The 21044-nt window shown below is 63.3% G+C and carries 18 protein-coding genes; 10 read left to right on the top strand and 8 right to left on the bottom strand.

The features are described 5' to 3' along the window. Positions 1–70: 70 nt before the first annotated feature. On the top strand, positions 71–613 hold the full coding sequence (locus tag Q5H93_RS22575; RefSeq protein ID WP_305008983.1) for a DUF6992 family protein: 543 nt from the start codon (positions 71–73) through the stop codon (positions 611–613). A 45-nt stretch (positions 614–658) separates the two neighbouring features. Here Q5H93_RS22575 and Q5H93_RS22580 read toward each other — a convergent pair whose 3' ends face one another. Next, a complete protein-coding gene (locus Q5H93_RS22580) occupies positions 659–943 on the bottom strand; it encodes a putative quinol monooxygenase (protein WP_305008984.1) in 285 nt (94 codons plus the stop codon). Between the two features lie 122 nt (positions 944–1065). Here Q5H93_RS22580 and Q5H93_RS22585 point away from each other — a divergent pair, with 122 nt between their 5' ends. Next, positions 1066–2244 (top strand): alpha/beta hydrolase fold domain-containing protein, encoded by a 1179-nt coding sequence (locus tag Q5H93_RS22585; RefSeq protein ID WP_305008985.1) that lies wholly within the window; start codon positions 1066–1068, stop codon positions 2242–2244. Between the two features lie 341 nt (positions 2245–2585). Here Q5H93_RS22585 and Q5H93_RS22590 read toward each other — a convergent pair whose 3' ends face one another. After that, positions 2586–5720 carry a T9SS type A sorting domain-containing protein gene (locus Q5H93_RS22590; RefSeq protein WP_305008987.1) on the bottom strand — a complete coding sequence of 1045 codons (3135 nt, stop codon included), beginning with the start codon at positions 5718–5720 and terminating at the stop codon, positions 2586–2588. Positions 5721–5989: 269 nt separating this feature from the next. Beyond that, positions 5990–6814: an SAM hydrolase/SAM-dependent halogenase family protein gene (locus Q5H93_RS22595; protein ID WP_305008988.1), complete on the bottom strand. Its 825-nt coding sequence runs from the start codon at positions 6812–6814 to the stop codon at positions 5990–5992. 189 nt (positions 6815–7003) lie between these two features. Between Q5H93_RS22595 and Q5H93_RS22600 the strand changes: the two genes are divergently transcribed. After that, complete coding sequence (locus Q5H93_RS22600) at positions 7004–8077, top strand: PhoH family protein (RefSeq protein WP_305008989.1); 1074 nt, start codon at positions 7004–7006, stop codon at positions 8075–8077. Positions 8078–8256: 179 nt separating this feature from the next. On the opposite strand, the gene Q5H93_RS22605 is transcribed toward Q5H93_RS22600, so the two are convergent. Next, positions 8257–8844, bottom strand: coding sequence for a hypothetical protein (locus tag Q5H93_RS22605; RefSeq protein ID WP_305008990.1), 588 nt, complete (start codon positions 8842–8844; stop codon positions 8257–8259). A gap of 114 nt (positions 8845–8958) precedes the next feature. On the opposite strand from Q5H93_RS22605, the gene Q5H93_RS22610 reads away from it, so the two are divergent. Next, positions 8959–9564 carry a sce7726 family protein gene (locus tag Q5H93_RS22610; RefSeq protein ID WP_305008991.1) on the top strand — a complete coding sequence of 202 codons (606 nt, stop codon included), beginning with the start codon at positions 8959–8961 and terminating at the stop codon, positions 9562–9564. A gap of 413 nt (positions 9565–9977) precedes the next feature. Beyond that, complete coding sequence (gene dinB, locus Q5H93_RS22615) at positions 9978–11018, top strand: DNA polymerase IV (RefSeq protein ID WP_369811085.1); 1041 nt, start codon at positions 9978–9980, stop codon at positions 11016–11018. A gap of 270 nt (positions 11019–11288) precedes the next feature. On the opposite strand, the gene Q5H93_RS22620 is transcribed toward dinB, so the two are convergent. Beyond that, positions 11289–14573: an AsmA-like C-terminal region-containing protein gene (locus tag Q5H93_RS22620; protein WP_305008993.1), complete on the bottom strand. Its 3285-nt coding sequence runs from the start codon at positions 14571–14573 to the stop codon at positions 11289–11291. 198 nt (positions 14574–14771) lie between these two features. On the opposite strand from Q5H93_RS22620, the gene Q5H93_RS22625 reads away from it, so the two are divergent. After that, the gene (locus tag Q5H93_RS22625) at positions 14772–15296 is read left to right on the top strand and encodes a YMGG-like glycine zipper-containing protein (protein ID WP_305008994.1); all 525 of its coding nucleotides are present in this window, start codon (positions 14772–14774) and stop codon (positions 15294–15296) included. A 79-nt stretch (positions 15297–15375) separates the two neighbouring features. Next, the gene (locus tag Q5H93_RS22630; RefSeq protein WP_305008995.1) at positions 15376–15840 is read left to right on the top strand and encodes a YybH family protein; all 465 of its coding nucleotides are present in this window, start codon (positions 15376–15378) and stop codon (positions 15838–15840) included. A gap of 106 nt (positions 15841–15946) precedes the next feature. Here Q5H93_RS22630 and Q5H93_RS22635 read toward each other — a convergent pair whose 3' ends face one another. Both Q5H93_RS22635 and Q5H93_RS22640 read right to left on the bottom strand, forming a co-directional pair. Beyond that, positions 15947–17407 (bottom strand): sensor histidine kinase, encoded by a 1461-nt coding sequence (locus tag Q5H93_RS22635; protein WP_305008996.1) that lies wholly within the window; start codon positions 17405–17407, stop codon positions 15947–15949. A gap of 162 nt (positions 17408–17569) precedes the next feature. After that, on the bottom strand, positions 17570–18928 hold the full coding sequence (locus Q5H93_RS22640) for a sigma-54-dependent transcriptional regulator (protein WP_305008997.1): 1359 nt from the start codon (positions 18926–18928) through the stop codon (positions 17570–17572). 207 nt (positions 18929–19135) lie between these two features. Between Q5H93_RS22640 and Q5H93_RS22645 the strand changes: the two genes are divergently transcribed. The 3 genes from Q5H93_RS22645 to Q5H93_RS22655 all read left to right on the top strand — a co-directional run bounded on the left by Q5H93_RS22645 (position 19136) and on the right by Q5H93_RS22655 (position 20141). Next, the gene (locus Q5H93_RS22645; protein ID WP_305008998.1) at positions 19136–19306 is read left to right on the top strand and encodes a hypothetical protein; all 171 of its coding nucleotides are present in this window, start codon (positions 19136–19138) and stop codon (positions 19304–19306) included. A 71-nt stretch (positions 19307–19377) separates the two neighbouring features. Continuing rightward, entirely contained in the window at positions 19378–19530 is a 153-nt protein-coding gene (locus Q5H93_RS22650; RefSeq protein ID WP_305008999.1) for a hypothetical protein, read from the top strand. A gap of 5 nt (positions 19531–19535) precedes the next feature. Further along, entirely contained in the window at positions 19536–20141 is a 606-nt protein-coding gene (locus tag Q5H93_RS22655; RefSeq protein WP_305009000.1) for a GNAT family protein, read from the top strand. On the opposite strand, the gene Q5H93_RS22660 is transcribed toward Q5H93_RS22655, so the two are convergent. After that, entirely contained in the window at positions 20138–20968 is an 831-nt protein-coding gene (locus Q5H93_RS22660) for an ATP-binding cassette domain-containing protein (RefSeq protein ID WP_305009001.1), read from the bottom strand. The genes Q5H93_RS22655 and Q5H93_RS22660 overlap by 4 nt on opposite strands. Positions 20969–21044: the final 76 nt, after the last annotated feature.

Genomic DNA, 21044 nt, shown 5'->3' on the forward strand with positions numbered 1-21044 from the left:
GGGTAGTCCTCCTCCTCGGTTTCAGCTTTTACTGCTTAGCTCCCTGCTTCTTAGCCTGCTGCTGCCCGCTGTGGGGTCAGCCCAAGCGCCCCTCGCTCCGGCCTTCGATACCGAGCGGCGCGCTCTCGACTACCGCGCCACCAACGTGCTGGGCACCTGGGCGCTGGCCAACGTGGCCGCCGGCACCGCCCTCACCCTGGCCGGCGAGGGCCAAACCAAAGCCTTCGGCCAGATGACCCTCGGCTGGGGCGCCGTCAACCTGGGCATCGTGGCTGCCATCAGGCTGGGCAAGGGCCGCTCCGCGCCCACCGACCGCGCCGGCACCGTGCGCGCCCAGCTGGCCACCGAAAACATCTACCTCCTCAACGCCGGCCTCGACGTGGCCTATCTGGCCGGCGGCTTCTGGCTACTGGAACACGCCAACACCCGCCGCACCCCGGCCGATTATCAGCAAAACAAAGGCTTCGGCGAGGCGCTGCTGGTGCAGGGCGGCTTCCTGCTCCTGTTTGATGGCCTGCTGTATCGGGCCCACCACCGACATGGGAATAAGGGACTGTATCCGCTGCTCAGCCGGGTGCAGACCGTGCCGGGCGGGGTGGCGGTGGTGTGGTAAGCTCTAGCTTGCCGTTGGATATCGGGTAAAAATTACCCCGAACACCTAAACCAAGGTCGACGAAAACGCCACCGGCGGCGCGGCAAACAGCTTTTTCGTGGCCGGCCACACCTCCCCAAACAGCGCCGAGCGGCGGTAGTTATCCAGGTCGGCGGCCGAGGCCCAGTGGCTGAAAGTGCAGTAGATGTGGGGCTGGTCGGCATCCTGCCACAGCTCCAGGTGCCGGCAGCCGGGCTGCTGCCGGATGCGGTGTTCCGAAGCCCGGAACAGCGCCAGAAACGCGGGCACCTGGGTGGGGTCGAAGGTCATGCGGACGACTCGCAGTAGCATAAGGTAAGCAGTTGAGAAGAAGAAGGTAGAAATAATGCTGGTTGCAAGCTCAGCCTTAACACAGAATAAACCTAAGACGTAAAGGTCGGTGTCATTCATTCATTTTTCCATCTTCACACCTTATGAAAATTCTTCCTGTTCGTCCGTTTGCAATGGCCTGGCTGGCCGCGCCCACCCTGGCTGGCGGCCTGCTGCTGGGCGCCTGCAACAGTCAGCCCACCGCCACCGAGGCCGACAAAACCGCCACCGTCGTGCCCGCTGAAACCAATGCCGCCTCCGACAGCGCCGCCGTCACGGCCGCTGGCCCCAGCGCGCCCGGCGAGGTGAAGCCCACCGGCCCCGCCCCGGCCTGGGCTCCCAACATCAAGCCCGAGATGCTCACGGTTATCGAAGCCCTGCAAAGCTTCAAGCCTAAGCCTTTCCCGCAGCTCACGCCCGCCCAGGCCCGCCAGCAGCCCGGCGCCACCGAAGCCGTGATGAAAGTGATGCGCGACCACAGCATCCCGCCGCCGCCACTGAACTGCGATACCATGACTACCAGCCTGATGCCCGGGGTGAAAGCCCGCGTATACACGCCTAAAAGCGGCACGGCGCCCTACCCGGTTATCGTGTATTACCACGGCGGCGGCTGGGTTATTGCCACCAACGACACGTATGCCGCTTCGGCCCAGGCTCTGTGTGAGCAGGTGGGGGCCGTGGTAGTGTCGGTAGAATACCGTAAAGCGCCGGAAAATAAATTCCCCACTGCGCACAACGACGCTTTTGCGGCCTATCAATACGTGCTCAAAAATGCCGCCAGCATGAAGGGCGACCCTGCCAAAGTAGCCGTGGTAGGCGAAAGCGCCGGCGGCAATATGGCTTGCAACGTCAGCATCATGGCCCGCGACAAGAAGCTGGCCCTGCCCAAATACCAGGTGCTGGTGTATCCCGTGGCTGGCTACGATATGAATACGCCCTCGTATCAGAAAAACACCGAAACTCTACCCCTCAATAAGGGTGGCATGGAGTGGTTCTTCAAGCACTACCTGCGCACCCCGGCCGATGGGAAAGACCCGCGCATCAGCTTGCTGAGCGCCAACCTGAAAGGCCTGCCGCCTACCACCATCATCGCCGCCGACCTCGACCCGCTGCTGAGCGAAGGCAAAACCCTCGCCGATAAGCTGCAGGCCGCCGGCGTGAAAACCAGCTACAAGCTTTATGAGGGTGTGGCGCACGAATTCTTCGGCATGGCCGCCGTGGTGCCCCAGGCCAAGGACGCGCAGGGTGTGGCCGTGAGCGACCTGAAGGGAGCGCTGAAGTAAGAGCGTCATGCTGAGCGCAGCGAAGCATCGGGCGGGCAGCAGTAAACACGATTACCATAAATTACTACTCTAGAGTCTGTGGACAGTGGTGCGATAAGTAACGCGAAACTCTGTTTCCGCGACGAGTGCAGCGAGTTCCGGGCGTTTGCTAACGATAAAACTCGTTGCGCTCGTCGCGGAAACAGAGTTTCGCATTACAAAATGGTAACTGCCCACACATCTTAGGTGAGATGCTTCACTGCTTTCAGCATGACGTTCTGTTTCGCATCTTCCAAAACAAAAAAAGTCCCCGCCAGAACTGGCGGGGACTTTCTGTTTTGCAGCCGAAGCTACGCTACGCCTTACTGGATGGTCAGACGCACGTTGGCCGTTTCGTTGCCAGCCTTCACGCGTACGGTGTAGATACCGGCGGCCAGGTTGGTGGCATCGATGTTAGTCTGGGTGGCAGTAGCGCTCAGGCTCACAGCTTGCGTGCGAACCACCTGGCCCAGCGTGTTGATGATGGCTACCTGGGCCGTGCGGGCACCGCTCACGGCCGGAATGGCCACGGTGAACGACTGGTGCGCCGGGTTCGGGAATACGCTCACGAAGCCACCGGCTAGGGCGGCGCGGGTGCCCGTGCCCAGCGGGGTTACGAAGGTGGTGGTAACGGCCGGAGCCGAACCGCCTGCCGAGCACACCGGCGTTACCGATACCGTGTAGGTAGTGCTCTGGTTCAGGCCCGTCAGGGCTACCGGCGAAGCACTGGGAGCGGGCGTTACGGTTTGGGCCGTGCCGCCAGCGGGGGTGTAGGTAACGGTGTAGCTAGTATTGCCGGCACCGGGCGTGAAGCTCACGCTGGCCGAGTTAGCCGTGATGCTGCCCACCGACAGCGCCGTTACGGGGCTGCAGACAGTGGCGTTAGCCGGCGTCGTCACGCAGATGGTGAAAGCACCATCGGTTGCGTCCTGGTTTTCGAAAAATGGGTAGTAGCGCACCAGGTACGTAGTGCCCACGGTCAAGCCGGTCAGGGCCAGCACTTCGCCGTTCTGAATCGAGGCATCGCCGCAGGCAAAGTTCACCGGCGTCGTGCAGTTACCGGTCATCACTTCCAGCACGCCGTCGAAGCCACCATCAGTGGTGATGGTGTGCTCGGTGAAGGTAGCCGTGAACTGGTACCATACGTCCTGAGCGAAATCAGCCGTGAAGCCAGCGCAGGCAATGGGTCCGATGCTCTGGCTAGCGCCCGATACCGTACCCGCCGTGGGCGAGCAGGCCGCGCCAGCAGCGCCCGGGGTGAGCGTAGCGGCAGCAGCGCAGTTATCGTTAGCCGGAGCCGGCACGGTGCTCGTCGTGAAGGTTACCGTCACGACTGACGAAACGCCCGAGGCGCAGTTGGTGGTGATGGTCAAGGTGTAGTTGGTGCCAGGAGCCAAGCCGGTGATGTTCACCGGGCTGCCCGTTACCGTACCCGTGATGGGCGTAGCCCCACCCGTGATTTCAACGTCGTAGTCAACGGCGCCAGCGGCTGGCGTAAACGTGAGCACGCCCGAGAAGCCGGTGATGGTGCCTACCGAGGCCGCCGTTACCGGCGGGCAGCCTACGCCACCCGTGGTGGTGAAGGAGGTGGTAGCCGGGGCCGAAGTGCCGCCGGCAGTGCAGTTGGCGGTTACCGTTACACTGTATACCACGCCAGCCGTGAGGCCGGTGAGGGCTACCGGCGAGCCGGTGGCGTTGACGGTGGTGGCAGTACCGCCAGCGGGGGTGTAGGTGACGGTGTAGCCGCTGGCACCGGTGCCGGGCGTGAAGCTCACGCTGGCAGTGTTATCGGTGATGCTGCCCACGGTCAGCGCCGTGACGGCGTCGCAGGCGCCAGTGGCGGCGGGGCTCAGGCCAACCTCCAGGGCCAGACGCGTTTGCAGCGTCGTGAGGCTTACGTCAGTCCACGGCGTAGTAGGGTCGCTGAAGAAATACGTAGCCGGCTTCAGCGGTACTTCCAGCTGGTAGCCAATGACGATGTTGTTGGCGTCGAGCTCTTTGGTGCCGATGAAGAAGTCGCCGTTCACGGCAATGTTCGGGATGGCTACCACAGCCGGGCCCGAAGCCGGGCGCGTTTGGGTGGGCGAGGTGTAGAGGGCCGCGCCGGGGGTGCCGCCGGTGCCGGTGGCATCATAAATTACCACCTGGTAGGTGGTGCTGGCCCCCGTAGCCGTTACGAACGTGGGGGTGATGCTGGTAACGGTGGCTGCCGTGTTGGTGTGCTGGCGCACCAGCAGAATGCCGTTGGCCGCGCCTACGCCCACCCCCGTCGGGTTGAGCGGCTGCGAGCTGTCGATGTACGACTGGTCGTTGGCCGTAATCAGCTGGCTGTAGGTTTTCGAGTCGTTGCCGGTGGCGTCGTCGGCCGGTACGCTCACCGTCACGGTGTTGGTGCCGGTAGTGCCGGTCACGGCATAGGCGGGGAAGGTAACGGTGGTCGAAGTGCCGGCGGCCAAGGTGGCCACCGTTTGGGTGTTGGTGTAGGTGGTGGCACCGCTCACGGTCAGGGTCACGGGCAGGTTGGTCTGCGCGTTCGAGCCGGTGTTGCTAACCCGCGCCTGCACCGTTACCGGTGAGTTGAAGGCGCTTGCTACCTTGCCCAGAGTGTAAATCACCGTCACGCCCGCGTCGTTGGCCGAGGCCGGGTTGAAGCGGTAGGTGCGGCCGGCGTCCGGCAGGAAGGTGTTGCGCACGAAGTGAGCCAGCAGCGTAGCCGTGGTACCGGGCGAAAAGGTCGTCGTCGACCAGGCCGTGGCGCTCGACGGCTTAGCGGCAAACAGACGGTCGGCAATAGCGTTGCTGCTGCCTTTCAGGCCTACCACGAAGCCCTGCCCCGTCGGAGTAGCCGCGTTGGCCACCCAAGTGCCGTACACAAACTCTACGCGGTTCGAGGTTTCATACAGCTTCACCTGAAACTGCATCGACGTGAACTGGGCCGGAATGGTGCCCGTTGCTTTGTCAGCCACGTTTTTCCATTGAATGGTGGTTACGCGGTTGGGAGCAGTGCCGGTAGTGGCGTAGCGGTACTCGGCGGTGCCGGCAGTCGAAGTCTGCAGGTCTACGTTCGACAGCGGAGCCAGAATATTCACGTCGGCCACGTTAGCGCTGCCGATGGCGTTTATCAGTGTAGCAGCCGACAGCGGCGTCGTGCCCAGCTTAATGAAGCCGTTGGTGCTGAGCGAGAAATCAGTGAAGGAGGCCCCGTTGTAGCTGAAGCTGAACGGCAGCGTTTGCGCGGCCGACAGCGCGTCGTCGGTGCCGCTGGTGGTGATAACCGTGCCGGTAGTGCCGAGGTCGGCGTAAGTGCCGGCCACGTTGGCGGCGCCGGCTGCCGTGTAGTTAAGCGACTGGGCTTGTAGCGCGGTGGTGCTCAGCAGGCCCAGGCCGAGGCCCAACAACCAGCGGCGAGCCGTCACAGCCGAGCCGATAGTCCGGTCGTGCAATGGAGAGATGCTCATAGCTAAAATGAGTAAAAGTTTGAAAAGGGTGAAAAAATGAAAAATTGGGTTGAAACAAGAGGAATAGCCTTCGCCTTTACCCGCGAAAAGCGGGCACGAAGTGCTAAAATTAATGGATTTCCCGGCAAAGTAGCACCAGAGGCTGTTGGCGCGGGCGCTGTCCGGGCTGGGGAGTAGTCGGTAAATGCAACTGAAAGGTTGCCGGAGGCTTGAAAATAAAGCACTACCGCTACCGCAAAATTCACGCCACCAATCTGGTTTGCCGCCGTTTATTCGGCTGGAAAGCGCACATCGACCTGCGAGTCGAAATGCAAACCCAGTAGCTCGGCGGCATTGCCCTGGCAGATACCCAGGCACAAACACCCTTGGCTATTAAAGACCGTAACGGCTTCGCCCGGCGCGGCAGCCGAGAAGTGCGGCTGCAGCTCGCGCACGATTTCGCGGCCGAAATGCACCGTGAGCGGGCGGCCCCGGCCCATCACCTCCACGGCCTCGCGCGAGATGTTGGTGATGAGGTTGCCGTAGTGGTCGACGTGGGCCACGTGGCCGGTGATGCGGTCGTCCTGCAGGCGCACCTGCCGGTTGTTGAGGCGGTGCAGCTCGGTCACCATCGGGCCGAGGTCGGCCAAGGCGGCGCCCTGGCTGAGGGCCACGGCGGCGGGCAGCAGCACATCGCGGGTGGGCGAGGGGGTGTCGGCGGCGGGCAGGGCCACCAGCTCTTCGGGCTGGCCGTCGCAGAGCAGGGTTAGCAGGCCGTTGTCGGCCGTCACGAAGTAATGCTCCTGGTAGCGGGCGGCATGCCAGGTGGGCGTGGCGCCGCTGCCGTGGTCATTGACGCCCACCACGTGCACGGTGCCCAGCGGAAAATCGCGGAACACCGAATTGAGCACGTACACGGCGTGGGCAATGTCGAAGGGCTCGACGGCGTGGCTGATATCCACCACGGTAGCGGCGGGCGCCAGCTGCAGCAGCCGCGCTTTGAGGGCGGCCACGTAGTGGTCGCGGTAGCCAAAATCCGTGAGTAGTGTGAGGACGCCCATGCCCGCGTTGGGGAGTTTTTCGTAGTATTGTTCACCGGCCTGAACCGGCGGCAAAAGTAGGCGGTTTAACTGGAAGCGGGGCACGAAACCGGGCAAAAAGAGGCGGCCAAAATGCCAAATCGTTAAATCCGGGCTCGTTGCTTGTTTCAAAACCCCGGCGGCCGTTCCTTCGTGCCGGCTTTGGGCGGGCCTCACCGGTCGGCCAGTTGCCTCTTCACTTCATCACCCTTCTCAATTCCCACTTTGGTCGAAAAAGTCATCACCCTCGAAAACGTGTCCCTGGTTGACTTCCTGGGGGCCGATAACCAGAATATCCGCCAGCTGGCGGCTGCCTTCCCGGGCTCGAAAATCATCAGCCGGGGCAATGAAATCAAAATCCAGGGTCAGACGGAAGTCATTTCCCGCATCAACGACATTCTCAGCTCGCTTATCGAGCATTACCACGCCTACGGTAACGTTACGGAGCGCGACGTGCGCCAGCACCTCTCGGCCACCAGCGAGGAGGCCGAGGGCCGCATGATGGCCGCCGCGCCCGACGTTATCCTCTTCGGCGCCAAAGGCGGCGTCATCAAGGCCAAAACCCAGAACCAGCAGAAGCTGGTGGACGCCGTGATGAAGCACGACCTCACCTTCACGCTGGGGCCGGCCGGCACGGGCAAAACCTATATTTCGGTGGCGCTGGCCGTGCGGGCGCTTAAGAATAAAGAGGTTAAGAAAATCATCATTTCGCGCCCCGTGGTGGAGGCCGGCGAAAGCCTGGGCTTCCTGCCCGGCGACATGAAGGAGAAGGTGGACCCCTACCTGCGCCCGATTTACGACGCCCTGGAGGACATGATTCCGGCCGAAAAGCTGAAATTCTACCAGGAAAATAACATCATCGAAATTGCCCCGCTGGCTTACATGCGCGGCCGCACGCTCAACAATGCCTTCGTGCTACTCGATGAGGCTCAGAACACCACGCCCAGCCAGATTAAAATGTTCCTGACCCGCATGGGCCCCTCGGCCAAGGTGATGGTGAACGGCGACCGCAGCCAGATTGACCTGCCCACGCGGCAGAAATCGGGCCTGATGCAGGCGCTGGATATTCTGAAGGATGTGCCTGGCATCGGCTTCGTCGAAATGACGGCCGAGGACGTGGTGCGCCACCGCCTGGTGAAGGAAATCGTGCTGGCCTACGACAAGTACGACTCGCAAGAGCAGCGCCGCGAGCAGCAGCAGAAACAGCAGCAGCAGCGTCGGCCCATCGTGCTGGCGAACCAGCCGGCGGCAGATTCCGGAGCTCCGGACTTGCCGGTAAACCACGAGCAGGCAATGTGAATGCAAAAATCCCCGGCCAATGGCCGGGGATTTTTTTGTTCTGGCGTCAACCTCACCCCCCGGCCCCCTCTCCAAAAAAGAGGGGGGAGCCGGTTATGCGCGAAGTAGAATCGTCAGGCTCCCCTCTCTTTTGGGAATGCGCTTCAAGCATTCTTCAGGGCCGGGGGTGAGGTTGCCCGTTACTGCAAATCAAATACTTCTCCATTGGCTAGCTCGTAGCGGAGCAGCCCGGCTTTCTGGTCCCAGTAAGCCGCCCGAATCTGGCTACCGCGCATATACATGGCATTCTGTCCGTCGCGCAGGAGCTGGGCGTTGGGGAAGCTGCGGCCGTTGGCTAAGGTAAGGGGCTGCGTAATGGCGTTGTAGGGCTTGCCGGTTTTGAGGTCGGAGCCCTTCAGAATCAGGCCCGCGAAGTTCCAGTTGAACTGGGCGGGGCGGTCGGGGGTGGTTTTGTAGAGGTAAAGCGAGAAGCTGGGCGACTGCTCGCCGCCGTAGTTGGTGGCCGAGGTGAGGGCCAGCGTCGAGCGAATAGGCTGGAACCGTCCCGACTCCAGCACGTTGCAGTTCTGGTTGTCGTGAAATTCCTTGAGCGGCTCCACCGTCATGCGGTTGGTACTGCCGCGGTTGCTGCGGAACGTGAGCTGCTGGCCGGGGCGGTACATGCTTATCCAGGCGCGCTCGTCGGGCGTCAGATTCACGGGCGTGCAGTCGCCGCAGCCGGTGGCGGCGGCCAACAAGGGCGACAGGAAGGAGAGAAGCTTGAGCATGGTGAGAGCAGCGGCGGAGAATGGTCGTTCCGCTCACGCTGGGGACTTTAACGGTTTTGGCGGCCCGGCGTTGGGGCCGGGTAATAGGGCGCGGGCCGTAAATTGCAGGTTGCTATGAACGACCCGGACATCCGCGCCCTGCTCTACCCGCTGCTCCTGGAAGGCGTGGTGGTGGACGAGCTACCCACCGGCAGCACCCGCGCCGACGTGGTGCACATCACCGAGCACTTCATGCACGGCTACGAGGTGAAGGGCGACGGCGACACCCTGCAGCGCGTGCAAAATCAGCTGCGCTGCTACGCCGAAGTGTATGATTTTGTGACTTTCATCGTGACCGAAAAGCACCTGCCCAAGCTGCTGCTGCTGCTGCCCGAGTGGGTGGGCGTGATGGTAGCCAGCGCCACCGAAATCCGCCCGCACCGCCCGGCGGCGTATAACGGCGGGGTGCAGCCGGCGCCGCTGGCCCGGCTGCTGCTGCTCGAAGACGTGAAGCAGTTTCTGCTGGCGCAGGGCCTGACGGGCGTGAGCACCATGCGCGGGGCCGAAATCGGCAAGTTTCTGCGCACCAGCCCGCTGGTGCCGCTGTCGCGGCTGGCGTGGTTTGCGCGGCATCGGCTGATGGCCAGCCTGCCGCAACGCCTGCTGGGCCGCATCGAGCGCCGGGCCGAGCGCGTGGTGCTGAAGCGGCTGGCCGAGCGGCGCAAGCAGCGGAAGCGCTAGGAGCGCGACAATAGCGTACCGGGTGTTTTTGCCTGCTTACCGAATGTTTTTAGGCGTGTACTCCAGGTTTTTTCCTATTTACCAAATGTTTTTGGGGGCGTACCGGATGTTTTCAGGCACGTACCCGATGTTTTCGGGCATGTACCGGATGTTTTTCAGCAGTGACCGGATGTTTTCGGCCGCGTACCGGATGTTTTTGTGGCATGACCGAATGTTTTCGCACCCGTACGGAGTGTTTTTAGCCGCTGTATTACCTATGCAATGGCCAAAATGCCCTAATCGAGCCGGGAGATGTTTTTTAAGGCTCTTTACCGGAAAAGTGCAAAAACGTGCATTGCAGCGGTAGTGGTATCTTCGTGAAGCTACCCGCCTGCCCATTGTCTGCCCCCACCCGCAAAATCATTCACATCGATATGGACGCGTTCTACGCCTCCGTGGAGCAGCGCGACAACTCCGACTTGCGCGGTCGACCCGTGGCGGTGGGCGGGGCCCGCGAGCGCGGCGTGGTGGCGGCCGCCAGCTACGAGGCCCGGCAATTCGGCGTGCGTTCGGCCATGCCCGGGGCCACGGCCCGGCGGCTGTGTCCTGAGCTGCTGTTCGTGTCGCCGCGCTTCGAGGTGTATAAGCAGGTTTCGGCCCAGATTCGGCAGATTTTCGCCGAGTACACGCCGCTCATCGAGCCGCTGTCGCTGGATGAGGCGTATCTCGATGTGACCGAAAACCTCAAAGGCATCGATACCGCCACCCAGATTGCCAGGGAAATCAGGGCCAAAATCTGGGAGCAAACCCAGCTCACGGCCTCGGCCGGCATTTCCTACAATAAATTCCTGGCTAAGCTGGCGTCGGATTTTCGCAAGCCCAACGGGCAGTACGTGGTGCCGCCCGGTAAGGGCTTGGCTTTCGTTGAGGGCCTGCAGGTGGGGCAGTTTCACGGCATCGGCCCGGTCACGGCGACGCGGCTCAACCAACTGGGCATCTTCACCGGGGCCGATTTGCGGGAGCAACCTGAAGCCTTCCTGGTGCAGCATTTTGGCAAGGCCGGGCGCTACTACCACGCCATCGCCCGCGCCGAAGACCACCGCCCCGTGCAGCCCGACCGCCTGCGCAAATCCGTCGGCTCCGAAACCACCTTCGCCCAGGACCTCAGCGACTTCGCCGACCTGCTGGCCGGCGTCGAGCCCGCCCTCGAAGACGTGTGGGCCTGGTGCGAGCGCAGCGGCGGCCGCGGCCGAACGCTCACGCTGAAAGTGAAGTACGGTGATTTTCAGCAAATCACGCGCAGCCGCAGCAGCACCGCCGTGTTCGACAGCAAAGCGGTGCTGCTGCGGGTGTGCCGCGAGCTGCTGGAAGGGCTTTTTCCACTGCCCAAAGGCGTGCGGCTGCTGGGCGTGAGCTTGTCGAATCTGAACACCGCCGAGCGGGCGGCCGGGCAGCAGCTGACACTGCGGTTTTGAGGCCGGGGAGGACGACAACTCCCCTCCTTGGAAAGGAGGGGATGTGAGCGCTGAAGAGGCGCGAACGGGGGGGGTTCGCCCGTCCGCGCCGTCTGAACGTCGCAGTAATCCTTTCTCGCTGCGGTAACTTTTTTACTGCCGAATAAACCCTGACGACACAGTAGAACTCCTGACGGCGCTAACGGCGCGACCGGGCCAACCACCCCCGTTTTCGCTGCGCGAAAACATCCCCTCCTTTCCAAGGAGGGGAGTTTCGCCCTCCCCGGGTTCTTACTGCCCCGCCTTCGCCGCTGGTAAGCTAGGCAATAAGCGCATCGTCGTATCCAGCCGCTGGGTCGTCAGCAGCTCCCGGCGCTGGCGGCGCAGCTCGGCGTAGCCCTCGCGCTGCTCCTTGCCCTGGAAGAGCCGCACCTTATATTTCTCGCCGGGCGCCATGCGGCGCAGGTTGACATTCATAAGCTTACCCTTGGAGCGGGTGAGGGGCTCGCCGGTCTGGATGCGTTCGATGCGGTGCTGGTTGTCGCCGAAAAGCGCCTGGAAAGGCTTGAGCCCCACGAAGAGGTTGGCGCGGCCGTCGAGGCCGTAGGTGCCATTGATGGTAAGGTTGGTAAGGTTGCTGTTGAGTACCAGTCGCGGTATCAGCAGCTGCCCATCATTGAGCAGAAACTCGGTGCTGACGGGCTCGAAAAACAAGTGGCCCGTGCGCTCGGCCTTCATAAAGCTCAGGGCTTCTTTTAAAAACTCCACATCCACCAGTTCCAGCTGGCGAATGTCGGCCTTGAGGTAGGCCCGGGTGCGGTCGAGCGAGGGTAGGAAGCGGGGGCCGAGGTCGGTGCGGATGTCGGCGGCGCAGTCGATGCGGCCGCGGATGTTTTCGCCGCTTATGGCATTGACTCCCATGCTGCTGATAGTGGTGAAGAGGTCGGGCAGGGCAATGTCTTCGAGCCGGGCCTGCACGTGCAGTGGGTGGTGCTCGCGGCCCATGTTGGTGCGCAGGCGGCCGCGCAGGCTGATGCGGCCCTGCAGCGCCTGCACCGAGCAGTCGTCGACGGTGGCTTCGCCGTCGCGCAGGTGCGTAACGAGCCGAAAATCAGTGCCCCGGACGGCGGCGTAGCGCACCTTGTCGGCCTGCACGCGCAGCACGGCGGTGAGGGCGCCGCTGGTCATCAGGGAGGGGCGGGGCTGCTGCAGGCGGCGGGCCTGCCGGCGCGCCCGCGCTGCCTGCCGGGCCGGCGGCACCGAGTCGGGCGGGGTGGTGAGGCTGGTGATTAACTCCAGCAAATCAGGAATATCGAGCGTGGCGTAGTGCAGGTTCAAATCGGCATCGACCGACACCAGCCGCCGGTTTTCGACCAGCACCGTGGCCGAGGCCTGGCCGCTGGCGCCGTCGGGCGTGCTGAAGCTGAGGTTGGGCACGTGCAGCGTATTGCCCTGCTTGTCGAAGCGTAGGCGCACCTGGCGCAGCTGCTGGTCGTCGGGCAGCAAGGCGGTATTCACGTCCCAGTCGATGCTGCCGTTGGCGGCCAGCAGGATATCGGCCAGGGCGGGGCTGGCGGGGCGGTTGGGGCGGGCCGGCCGGCGTGGCGGGCGGGTGAGACGGTCGAGTAGCCGCTCGTAGTCAAGGGTATCGAAATGCACAGCCAGCTGGTACTTCACCGGGGCCACGCGGTTGGTGGTATCGGTGGGCCAGCTCAGGTTGCCGCGCAGCTGGCCGTCCCACACGCGGCCGGCCAGGTTCTGGAGCTGCACGTGGTGGCCGTCGTGTTTCACGGTTACGGCCAGGTTGCGCAGGGTATCCTGGCTTAGCAGCAGGCGGCGGCAGCGCAGGTCGGCATCAAGGTGCAGGCCCGCCGGGATGAGGCTGTTGCCGAGGCGGGTGGCCAGCTCCTGCAAATCCTCGCGGCTGCGGCGCTTGCGTGGGTGCTTGCGCGGGCCCAGGGCGGCATTGCGCGGCAGTGGGCGCAGCAGGTAGCGCAGCTTCTGCACCGATAAATCCTCGACCGCAAACTGCCCGCTAACTTGTGTAACCGGCGTCTCGCCCGCAATATAGTCGAGCAGGCCTACCGTCGTGGCAGAGGCTTTGAAGCGCATACCATTCATCAGCCCCGAGGCATTGGACAGCTGCCAGAGGCTGTCGCGCAGCCCCACCCGCACGTTCAAATCGGAAAGGTGGGCGCGGTTGAGGAAGGTAAAGTCGGCCCCACGCAAAGTTACGGTGCCGCGCACCCACACGTTTTCCTGCAAATCGGCCAGACGGCGGCGCCGGCCCGCCGGGGGCAGGTAGCCGTGCAGGCCAATGTCGAGGTCGGCCAGGCCGCGCCGGGCCTGCCATATTTCGGGGGTAATGATGGCGGCCAAATCGGGCAGCTCGGCCCGGCCGTGCAGGCGTCCCGCGAAGTGCGGCCGCACGAAGTTGTTTATTTTCAGGCTTAAATCGAGCTGTCCGGCCGAGGAGTGAATACGGCAGCGCTCCAGCGTCAGCGAAGCGTAGCGCGGCCCCCGGCCGGCGCCGTTGTCGTACACCCCGCGCAAATCCCAGCGGTTGATGCGGCGGGCCGAGTCGGGCCAGATGAGCTGCGCGTTGTCGAGCCCGAATTTCAGCACGTTGTGCGGCCGCACCCGCGGCCCCGAAAGCCCGCTGATGGTATATTGCACCTGTGCCTTGCTCGGGCTCACCGCGCCCTCCAGGTAGCTGCGCAAGCTGGGCGGCAGGGCAATGTTGAGTACCTCCAGCAGCGGCTGCGGCCCCTCGAAGCGAATGTTCAGCAGCGTGCCCGCCTGCTGATTAGCCGCCACCGTGTGCGTACCGCTGATATTGATGGTATCGCCGTTGAGCGTAGCGCGGGTGCGCCAGAGCGTACCCCGGTGGTTTTCAAATACGTAGCGGTAATTCACCCAGGCGCGGATAGGCTCGTCGTGCATCAGCACGCCGCTGCGGGTTTTCAGTTGGGCCAGCTGGCCATCGAGCACGCCGGTGGCCAGCAGGATGCCGTCGCGCAGGCGCAGCTTTACGCGGCCGTGCCGCACCTTAGTATTAAAGGCGCTGCGGTTGAAGCCGTTGCGGGTGTTGATGACGAAGTTGTGCACCACCAGCGAATCCACGTCGAGCGTCACCTTGGGCGGCGGGGCCGAGCCGCGCTGCCGCTTGCCGCGCAGCCCCCAGTGCCGCCCCAATGAATCGACCTGCTCGGCAAACAGCACATTAGTAACCTCAATGCGGGTGACCTTAATTTTCCGCTGCAGCAGCGCCCGGGTGTCCAGTCGCAAATCGGCGCGGTCCACGCGCAGCACTTCGTGGGGGAGGCCAGCGGTGGTATCGGTCAGCACGAAGTGGCGCAGCGAGGCCGTGACGTGCGGAAAATCGCGCCAAATGGAGAAATCCACGTCGAACGGCGCCAGTTCCAGTTCCGAGTTTTTGGTGGTTTTTTCGCGGATGATGGTTTGCAGCTGCCGCTTGCCCCAGGCCGTGCCCAGCAGCCACACGGCCACCCCCAGCCCCAGCCCAAGCAGCAGGAGCCCAACGGCCAGCGCGCGCCAGATGGGGAAGGATTTCATAGGGCCGACAACGGGTAAGCAGGCACTTCCAAACGACACCGTTCGCGTCAGAAGCCGCGTAAGATACCCCATGTGCCGGAAAGAGGTTCAGTTGGCCCCGCGTAACTCAACTATAGCCGATGGCGTTTATGGCACGGTGGTTGTAAACATTCCCATCGAGAGTGTTAATTTTTTCCACCACTTTATCATTCCTTCGCCATGAAAACCCTCCCGTATTTCCTGAGCCTGCTCCTGCTGCTCACCACCGTTTTCTCTCATTCGGCCCAGGCCCAGGACCGAAAAGTTAGCCCCCAGGCTAAAGGTGCCATCATCGGCGGCATTGGCGGGGCCGCCGCTGGCGCCCTCATCAACAAGCGTAACCGCGCCGTGGGCGGCGTAGTGGGTGGCGTGGTAGGTGGGGCCGGGGGCTACGCCGTCGGCAAAAGCATCGATAATAAGAACAAGGCCCGCGCCGCCCAGGCCGAAGCCGCCAGCGCCCGTGCCGCCGCCGCCCGCGCCAACCAGCGTGCCGCCGTGGCCGAGCGCAACGCCGCCCGCAGCCGCGCCGCCGCCTTGGCCGCCAGCCGCAACAACGGCAACGTGAACCCCGAAGCCATGCCCGCCGTGATGGCCTACGCCGAGCAAACCGCCCTGCCCGCCAACCCGGCTTACATCCCCAACAACGCGCCGGCCGACCCCGCGAAGCCGTATTCGAACTCCGAAGTGAAACGTAAAAGCTGGTAAGCTCCGGTTAATTTTCTCGAAAAACCCGGGCTCCCCGCCTGGGTTTTTCTTTCTCCCTGTCTTTCTCTTTCTGACCCTTATGAAATCCTTTCTTTGCCTCCTGGGCACCGCCGCCATCCTGAGCAGCTGTTCCAAAGCCACCGAAACCGCCGACGTCGAAGACCTCAACAAGCAATTCATCGCCGCCTGGAACAACAAGGAAGTCGACAAAGCCCTGGCCTTCCTGGCCGACGACGTCCACTTCCTGCAGGGCGAATCGCATTTTAGCGGCAAAGCCGAAGTGGGCGACAAATGGGTGCGCGCCACCAACGGCACCATCCAGAACCTGAAAACCAGCGTCATCAGCTCGGCCAACGACAGCAAGCTGGCCTACGCCGCCGGCACCTTCTCCGTCGATGTATTGCCCGATGCACCCGGCCAGCCCAAAGCTTTCGGCGAGGGCAACTACGTGCTGATTTGGAAGCAGGTAGGGGAGGGCAAGGACGCCGGCTGGAAGCTGACCTACGCGCAGCTGGAAGACCACCCGCTGCAGCGGAAGAATTAACAGAACTGTCATGCTGAACGCAGTGAAGCATCCTCTCACGCCATAACGATTTCGTTCGGACGTGAGAGGATGCTTCACTGCGTTCAGCATGACAGTGCCGAGTTGTTCAACTGTGAAAGGATGCTTCACTGCGTTCAGCATGACAGGGCAGCGTAAATAAAAAGCAGCTGCCCGCCCCCGGCTTACTCTCCACCCACAGCTGCCCGCCCTGCGCCGCAATAAACTCGGCCGAAATACTCAGCCCCAGCCCGGTGCTGTGCTGCGTGGCCCCCGGTACCGCCGCGAAGCGCTGAAAAATACGCCGGTGATACTCCGGCGCGATGCCCGGCCCCGCGTCCTGCACGCTTAGGCGCAGCATCTCGCCCCAGCGCTGCACCCGGATGCGCAGCGGCGCGCCGATGGGCGAGTAGCGCACGGCATTCGACAGTAGATTGATAAGCACCCAGGTGGTTTTCTCCACGTCGGCCAGCACGGCGGGCAGGCCCTCGGGCAATTGCACGTCGAGCTGCAATTGCTTATCGGCCAATTGTGGGCGCACGGTGTCCGTGGCGTAGCGCAGCACTTCGGCCAGCTGCAGGGGCTGCCGGTTGAGCTTGATGCCGGCCCCGGCGTCGAGGCGCGACACGTCGAGTAACTGGCCTACCAGGCCCAGCAGCCGCCGGGTTTCGTCGCCGATGCCGTCGGCCAGGCGCTGGCGCTCGGCCGCGTCGGTGCGCTCGTCGCGCAGCAGCATGAGGCTGAGGTTGATGCTGGAAAGCGGCGTTTTCAGCTCGTGCGAGATGGTGGCAAGGAAGTTGGATTTCAGCTCATCCAGCCGCTTGAAATCCGACACGTTGGTGAGGCAGAGCAGGTGCCCGGCGAACTCGCGCCGCTGGGTTTCTTCGTGCAGCACCTCCACCGGCGCGGTGCTGAGCTGGTAATGCAGGTTTTCGCCGTGCGGCCGAATGGTGAATAGCGGGGACGACGCGCCTTCAGGCGTCGGGGCGGCGTGCAGCGCGGCCAGCATGGCACGCAGCGACTCATTCTGCAGCGCCACCGTGGCGGCGGCCCGGCCCAACAGTTCGGCCGGGCGCAGCCCCAGGATTTCGCCCGCCACGGGATTGGCCAAGATGATTATCTCGTGCTGGTCGAGCAGCAACAGGCCCTCATTGAGGTTGTTGACCACGCTGGCCATGCGGTTGCGCTCGCTGATGAGCTGGGCCAGGGTGGCACGGCGCTCGGCTTCGGCCTGGCGCAGCACCTGGTTCACGGCCGCCGCCACGGAGCCTACTTCGTCGTTTTTGGCGATGCCCACGCGGGTGGCGGGGCCGGGGCCGGCCACGTCCTCCACCTCGGCTACGAGGCGGCGCAGGGGGCGCGTTACCTGCCGGGGCAGGCGCACCAGCAGCAGCACGCCCACAGCGGTGCTGAGAGCCAGCAGGCCGAGCAGCAGCCCACGCTCGTGGCGCAGGTCGGCCTGGGTGGCCTGGTGCAGCCGCTCGGTGGCATACAGCGCCTGGGTGCCGATGGCGAGGAGGAGCAGCAGGAGCAGCAGGATGCTGAGGCGGATTTTGAGTTTGAGGGACATGAGTTTATCGTTCTGGCGTTCACCTCACCCCCTGACCCCCGAAGAAATGCTTGATGCGCATTTCCCAAAAAAGAGGGGGCACCGGTTATGGTTCTGAAAATTTTAGGTCGGAAAATCGTCAGGCTCCCCCTCTTTTTTGGAGAGGGGGCCGGGGGGTGAGGTTCACGCGGAGGGCGACCCCGCCCCGTACTCTTCCAATTTCCGATACAACGTCGTCAGCCCAATCCCCAGCCGCCGGGCCACCTCCGGCTTATTCCCACCCAACTCGGCCATCAGCCGGGCGATGTGCCGGGCCTCCAGCGCCCGCAGGCTGTCGTCGCCAGCATCAGCAGCAAGGAGCGCGTGCAATTCATCGGGCAGGAAATCAGGGCTCAGAGGCTCGCCGGCCGGGGCCAGGATGGCGGCGCGCTCCAGCACGTTTTTGAGCTCGCGCACGTTGCCGGGCCACTCGTAGCGCAGCAGCAGCGGCAGGCACTCGGGGGCCAGGCCGGGGATGCGCTTACCCAGCCGGGCGGCGAAGTAGTGCAGGAAAAACTCGGCCAGCGGCTGCACGTCGGCCGCCCGGGCGCGCAGCGGCGGCACGGCCAGCGTAAACACCGAGAGGCGGTAGTACAAATCGGGGCGGAAGCGGCCCTCGGCGGCTTCCTGGCGCAGGTTGCGGTTGGTGGCGGCTATCAGGCGCAGGTTCACGTGGGTGGGCTTGGTATCGCCGAGCTTGGTGAACTGCTGCAACTCCAGCACCCGCAGAAACTTGGCCTGCACGCTCAGCTCCAGCTCCCCGATTTCGTCCAGAAACAGGGTGCCGCCGTGGGCTTCTTCCAGCAGGCCCTTCTTGTCGGTGAGCGCCCCGGTGAAGGCGCCCCGGCGGTAGCCAAACAGCTCCGACTCCAGCAAATCGCGCGGGAAAGCGCTGCAATTGACCGCCACGAAGGGCTTGGCGCGCCGCCCGCTGGCAGCGTGGATGGCCTGGGCAAACAGCTCCTTGCCGCTGCCGGTGGGGCCTTCCAGCAGCACGGTGGAGTCGGTGGGCGCTACCTGCCGGGCCAGTTCCTGGGCGCGGCGCAGCTCGGCCGAGGCCCCAATCATGTCCTCGAAGCGGTATTGCTGGTTCACGCGCCGCTCCAGCTCGGCCACGCGCTTGCGCAGGCGGGCCTTCTCGGCGGCGCGCTCCACTACCACCACCAGCTGCTGCTCGAAGTCGCCCTTGGTGAGGTAGTCGAAGGCGCCCTGCTTCATGGCCCGCACGCCGTCGGCAATAGTGCCGAAGGCGGTGAGCAGCACCACTTCGGCCTCGGGCGCGGCGGCCCGGAAGCGGGGCAGCAAATCGACGCCGTGGGCATCGGGCAGCTTCACGTCGGAGAGGATGAGCAGCACCTCGTCGGCGTGCCGGGCCAGCAGCTCGAAGCCGCGGGCTGCATCGGGCGCTTGCAGCACGGTGTAGCCTTCCAGCTCCAGCACCCGCGCCAGCAGCTGGCGCAAGCGCGCTTCGTCATCGATGAGGAGGAGGGTGCCGGTGGGCATGGGGTAGGATTGAAAAGTTACGGCAACAAAGAACGGGCAGCTTAGACGACTACTTTTGATAAGATTTTCCCAAACACCAAAACGATGAGTGAAGAAAAGCGCGTAGAATGTAGCACGCATGGCACACGATACCCAGCTTATATTTGCCAGCACCTGAATTTACATACCCGCGTCGGGTTTTATGAGCCATTCGCTTCTGACCCAAGCGTGACTTATTCCGATGATGAACTCAATGCTTGGTGCGACGCCTGCGATGAAGTATTGCTGCGGATAGGCGAATGGAATGACGAGTCAGAAGCTTTTGCAAAAATCAAGCTCGTTTGTGACGCGTGCTACTTCGATATGAAAGAGCTAAATTTGGGTTATAGAGCGGGTTAATGCAACCTGATTAGTTTCCTTGCTGTTATATCAGAAGTCATAATTTCCCAAAGCGTTAGACATTCTACGCCATGAAATTCATCACCAATACCGTTTCCAAGCCCGTTGCAGGCAAAGAAGCTGAAAAGCTGACTAAAGCCCTCAAAAAAGGTGGCCACGTGGCTAATAGCGCCGCGCAGCAAACAATTGAGCGCATTGCCAAGCGGCGCGCTCAGCAAGCGTAAACAGAATGCCGCCCGTTGCCCGCTTTGCCGAGGTCGATTTCTCGCTGCACGAAGTAAGCCGCCTGACCCCTGCTTTGGCGGCAACGCTGGGGCAGGGGTTTCGCTGTAAGCGGGGCGAGTTTGGCACGTTCTGGCGGCGCGGGCGCATTGTGCGGGAGGAACAGGCGCTTATCAGCCGGTGCTGGATTATTGAGAGTGAAGGGTATCTGGCGGGGTACATCACCCTGCTCACCGACAAGCTGGAGCTGGAACAGCCGCCGCTGGCCAGCGAAGGCGTGCAGTACCGCACCATGCCCGCTGTGAAAATTGGCCTGCTCGCGGCCGATGGCCGGGCCCGGGGTGCGGGCCGCCGCCTGGTAGAATGGGCTTTGGAATACGCTGCGGTGGAACTGGTGCCCAAGGTTGGCGTCCGCTTCATGACCGTAGATGCTTTCTACGACCTCGACCCCGACAGCGCTGGGGTGTATTACGATGCCAGTGGTTTCTATGCCCGCCTCGGCTTCAACTTCGTGAACCCCGACGAGCCGCTGCCCCCGCAGCAGTCGTATCGCACGATGTACTTCGATTTGAAGCCGCTAGTGGAGGCGCTGCAGGAAACCGCCGCCAGTTAACCCACCCGAATTTCCTCCTTAATCCCCTCCACAAACCGCACGAACTCCGGCTCGGCTTCCACGTGGGGGTGCCAGGCTAGGCCGAGGTCGGCGAGGTTGTACTGGTGGCGGGGGCTGATGGTGGCGCCGGGCAGCAGCTGGCCGCGGGCGTCGCGCTCGGGGCTCAGCAGCCAGAGGCAGTCGGCGAGGGCGGTGGTGGTCACGAGGTCGTGCGAGACGATGACGACGGTGTTGAGCTCGTCGGCGGTGGTGACTTCGACGATAATTTTCCGGAGCTCGTCAATCATGGCCACGTCGAGGCCGGAGAAGGGCTCGTCGAGCAGCAGGAAGTGCTCGGCGCAGAGCAGCTGCTGGGCGATGGCGGCGCGCTGCCGCTGCCCGCCCGAGAGCTGGGCGGGGTATTTGCGGCCGTGCGCGGCCAGGCCGAAGCGGTCGAGGTAGGCGGCGGCGTGCTGGCGGGCGGCCTCGGGGTGATGGCGGCACTGGGCGGCCAGCAGGAGGTTGTCGGCCAGGGTGCGGTGCTGGAAGAGCGGGTAGCGCTGCTGCACGAAGCCCACGGCGCCGGGCGTCACGGGCTGCTGGGTGTCGCCCACCCGCACCGTGCCACTGCCGGGCCGCAGCAGCCCCGCCATGATGCGGCACAGCACCGATTTGCCGATGCCCGAGCGACCGTAGACGCCGACGACCTGGCCCTGCTGCATATTGGGGCGGGTGACGTTTAAAACCTGAAGGTTGATATCGCGCAGAATTAGGTCGTTGTTGATGGAGTGGGAGATGTTTTCTAAAGTCAGAAGGGGTTGGTGGTAGGAGTGGGGAAGGGGTGTCATTGGGAGTTGGGAGTTGGGAGTTGGGAGTTGGGAGTTGGGAGTTGGGAGTTGGGAGTTGGGAGTTGGGAGTTGGGAG

Origin of the sequence: Hymenobacter aranciens (assembly GCF_030580865.1) — a bacterium.
In the GTDB taxonomy this organism is placed as follows: domain Bacteria; phylum Bacteroidota; class Bacteroidia; order Cytophagales; family Hymenobacteraceae; genus Hymenobacter; species Hymenobacter aranciens.

Bases quoted from the DNA above. Each gene is read 5' to 3' on its own strand.
- Q5H93_RS22635 (WP_305008996.1), bottom strand. From the start codon at position 17,407: ATGTCCCTCAAACTCAAAATCCGCCTCAGCATCCTGCTGCTCCTGCTG.
- Q5H93_RS22610 (WP_305008991.1), top strand. From the start codon at position 8,959: ATGAACGACCCGGACATCCGCGCCCTGCTCTACCCGCTGCTCCTGGAA.
- Q5H93_RS22580 (WP_305008984.1), bottom strand. From the start codon at position 943: ATGCTACTGCGAGTCGTCCGCATGACCTTCGACCCCACCCAGGTGCCC.
- Q5H93_RS22590 (WP_305008987.1), bottom strand. From the start codon at position 5,720: ATGAGCATCTCTCCATTGCACGACCGGACTATCGGCTCGGCTGTGACG.
- Q5H93_RS22650 (WP_305008999.1), top strand. From the start codon at position 19,378: ATGAAATTCATCACCAATACCGTTTCCAAGCCCGTTGCAGGCAAAGAA.
- Q5H93_RS22655 (WP_305009000.1), top strand. From the start codon at position 19,536: ATGCCGCCCGTTGCCCGCTTTGCCGAGGTCGATTTCTCGCTGCACGAA.
- dinB (WP_369811085.1), top strand. From the start codon at position 9,978: ATGGACGCGTTCTACGCCTCCGTGGAGCAGCGCGACAACTCCGACTTG.
- Q5H93_RS22660 (WP_305009001.1), bottom strand. From the start codon at position 20,968: ATGACACCCCTTCCCCACTCCTACCACCAACCCCTTCTGACTTTAGAA.
- Q5H93_RS22630 (WP_305008995.1), top strand. From the start codon at position 15,376: ATGAAATCCTTTCTTTGCCTCCTGGGCACCGCCGCCATCCTGAGCAGC.
- Q5H93_RS22620 (WP_305008993.1), bottom strand. From the start codon at position 14,573: ATGAAATCCTTCCCCATCTGGCGCGCGCTGGCCGTTGGGCTCCTGCTG.
- Q5H93_RS22625 (WP_305008994.1), top strand. From the start codon at position 14,772: ATGAAAACCCTCCCGTATTTCCTGAGCCTGCTCCTGCTGCTCACCACC.
- Q5H93_RS22585 (WP_305008985.1), top strand. From the start codon at position 1,066: ATGAAAATTCTTCCTGTTCGTCCGTTTGCAATGGCCTGGCTGGCCGCG.
- Q5H93_RS22640 (WP_305008997.1), bottom strand. From the start codon at position 18,928: ATGCCCACCGGCACCCTCCTCCTCATCGATGACGAAGCGCGCTTGCGC.
- Q5H93_RS22605 (WP_305008990.1), bottom strand. From the start codon at position 8,844: ATGCTCAAGCTTCTCTCCTTCCTGTCGCCCTTGTTGGCCGCCGCCACC.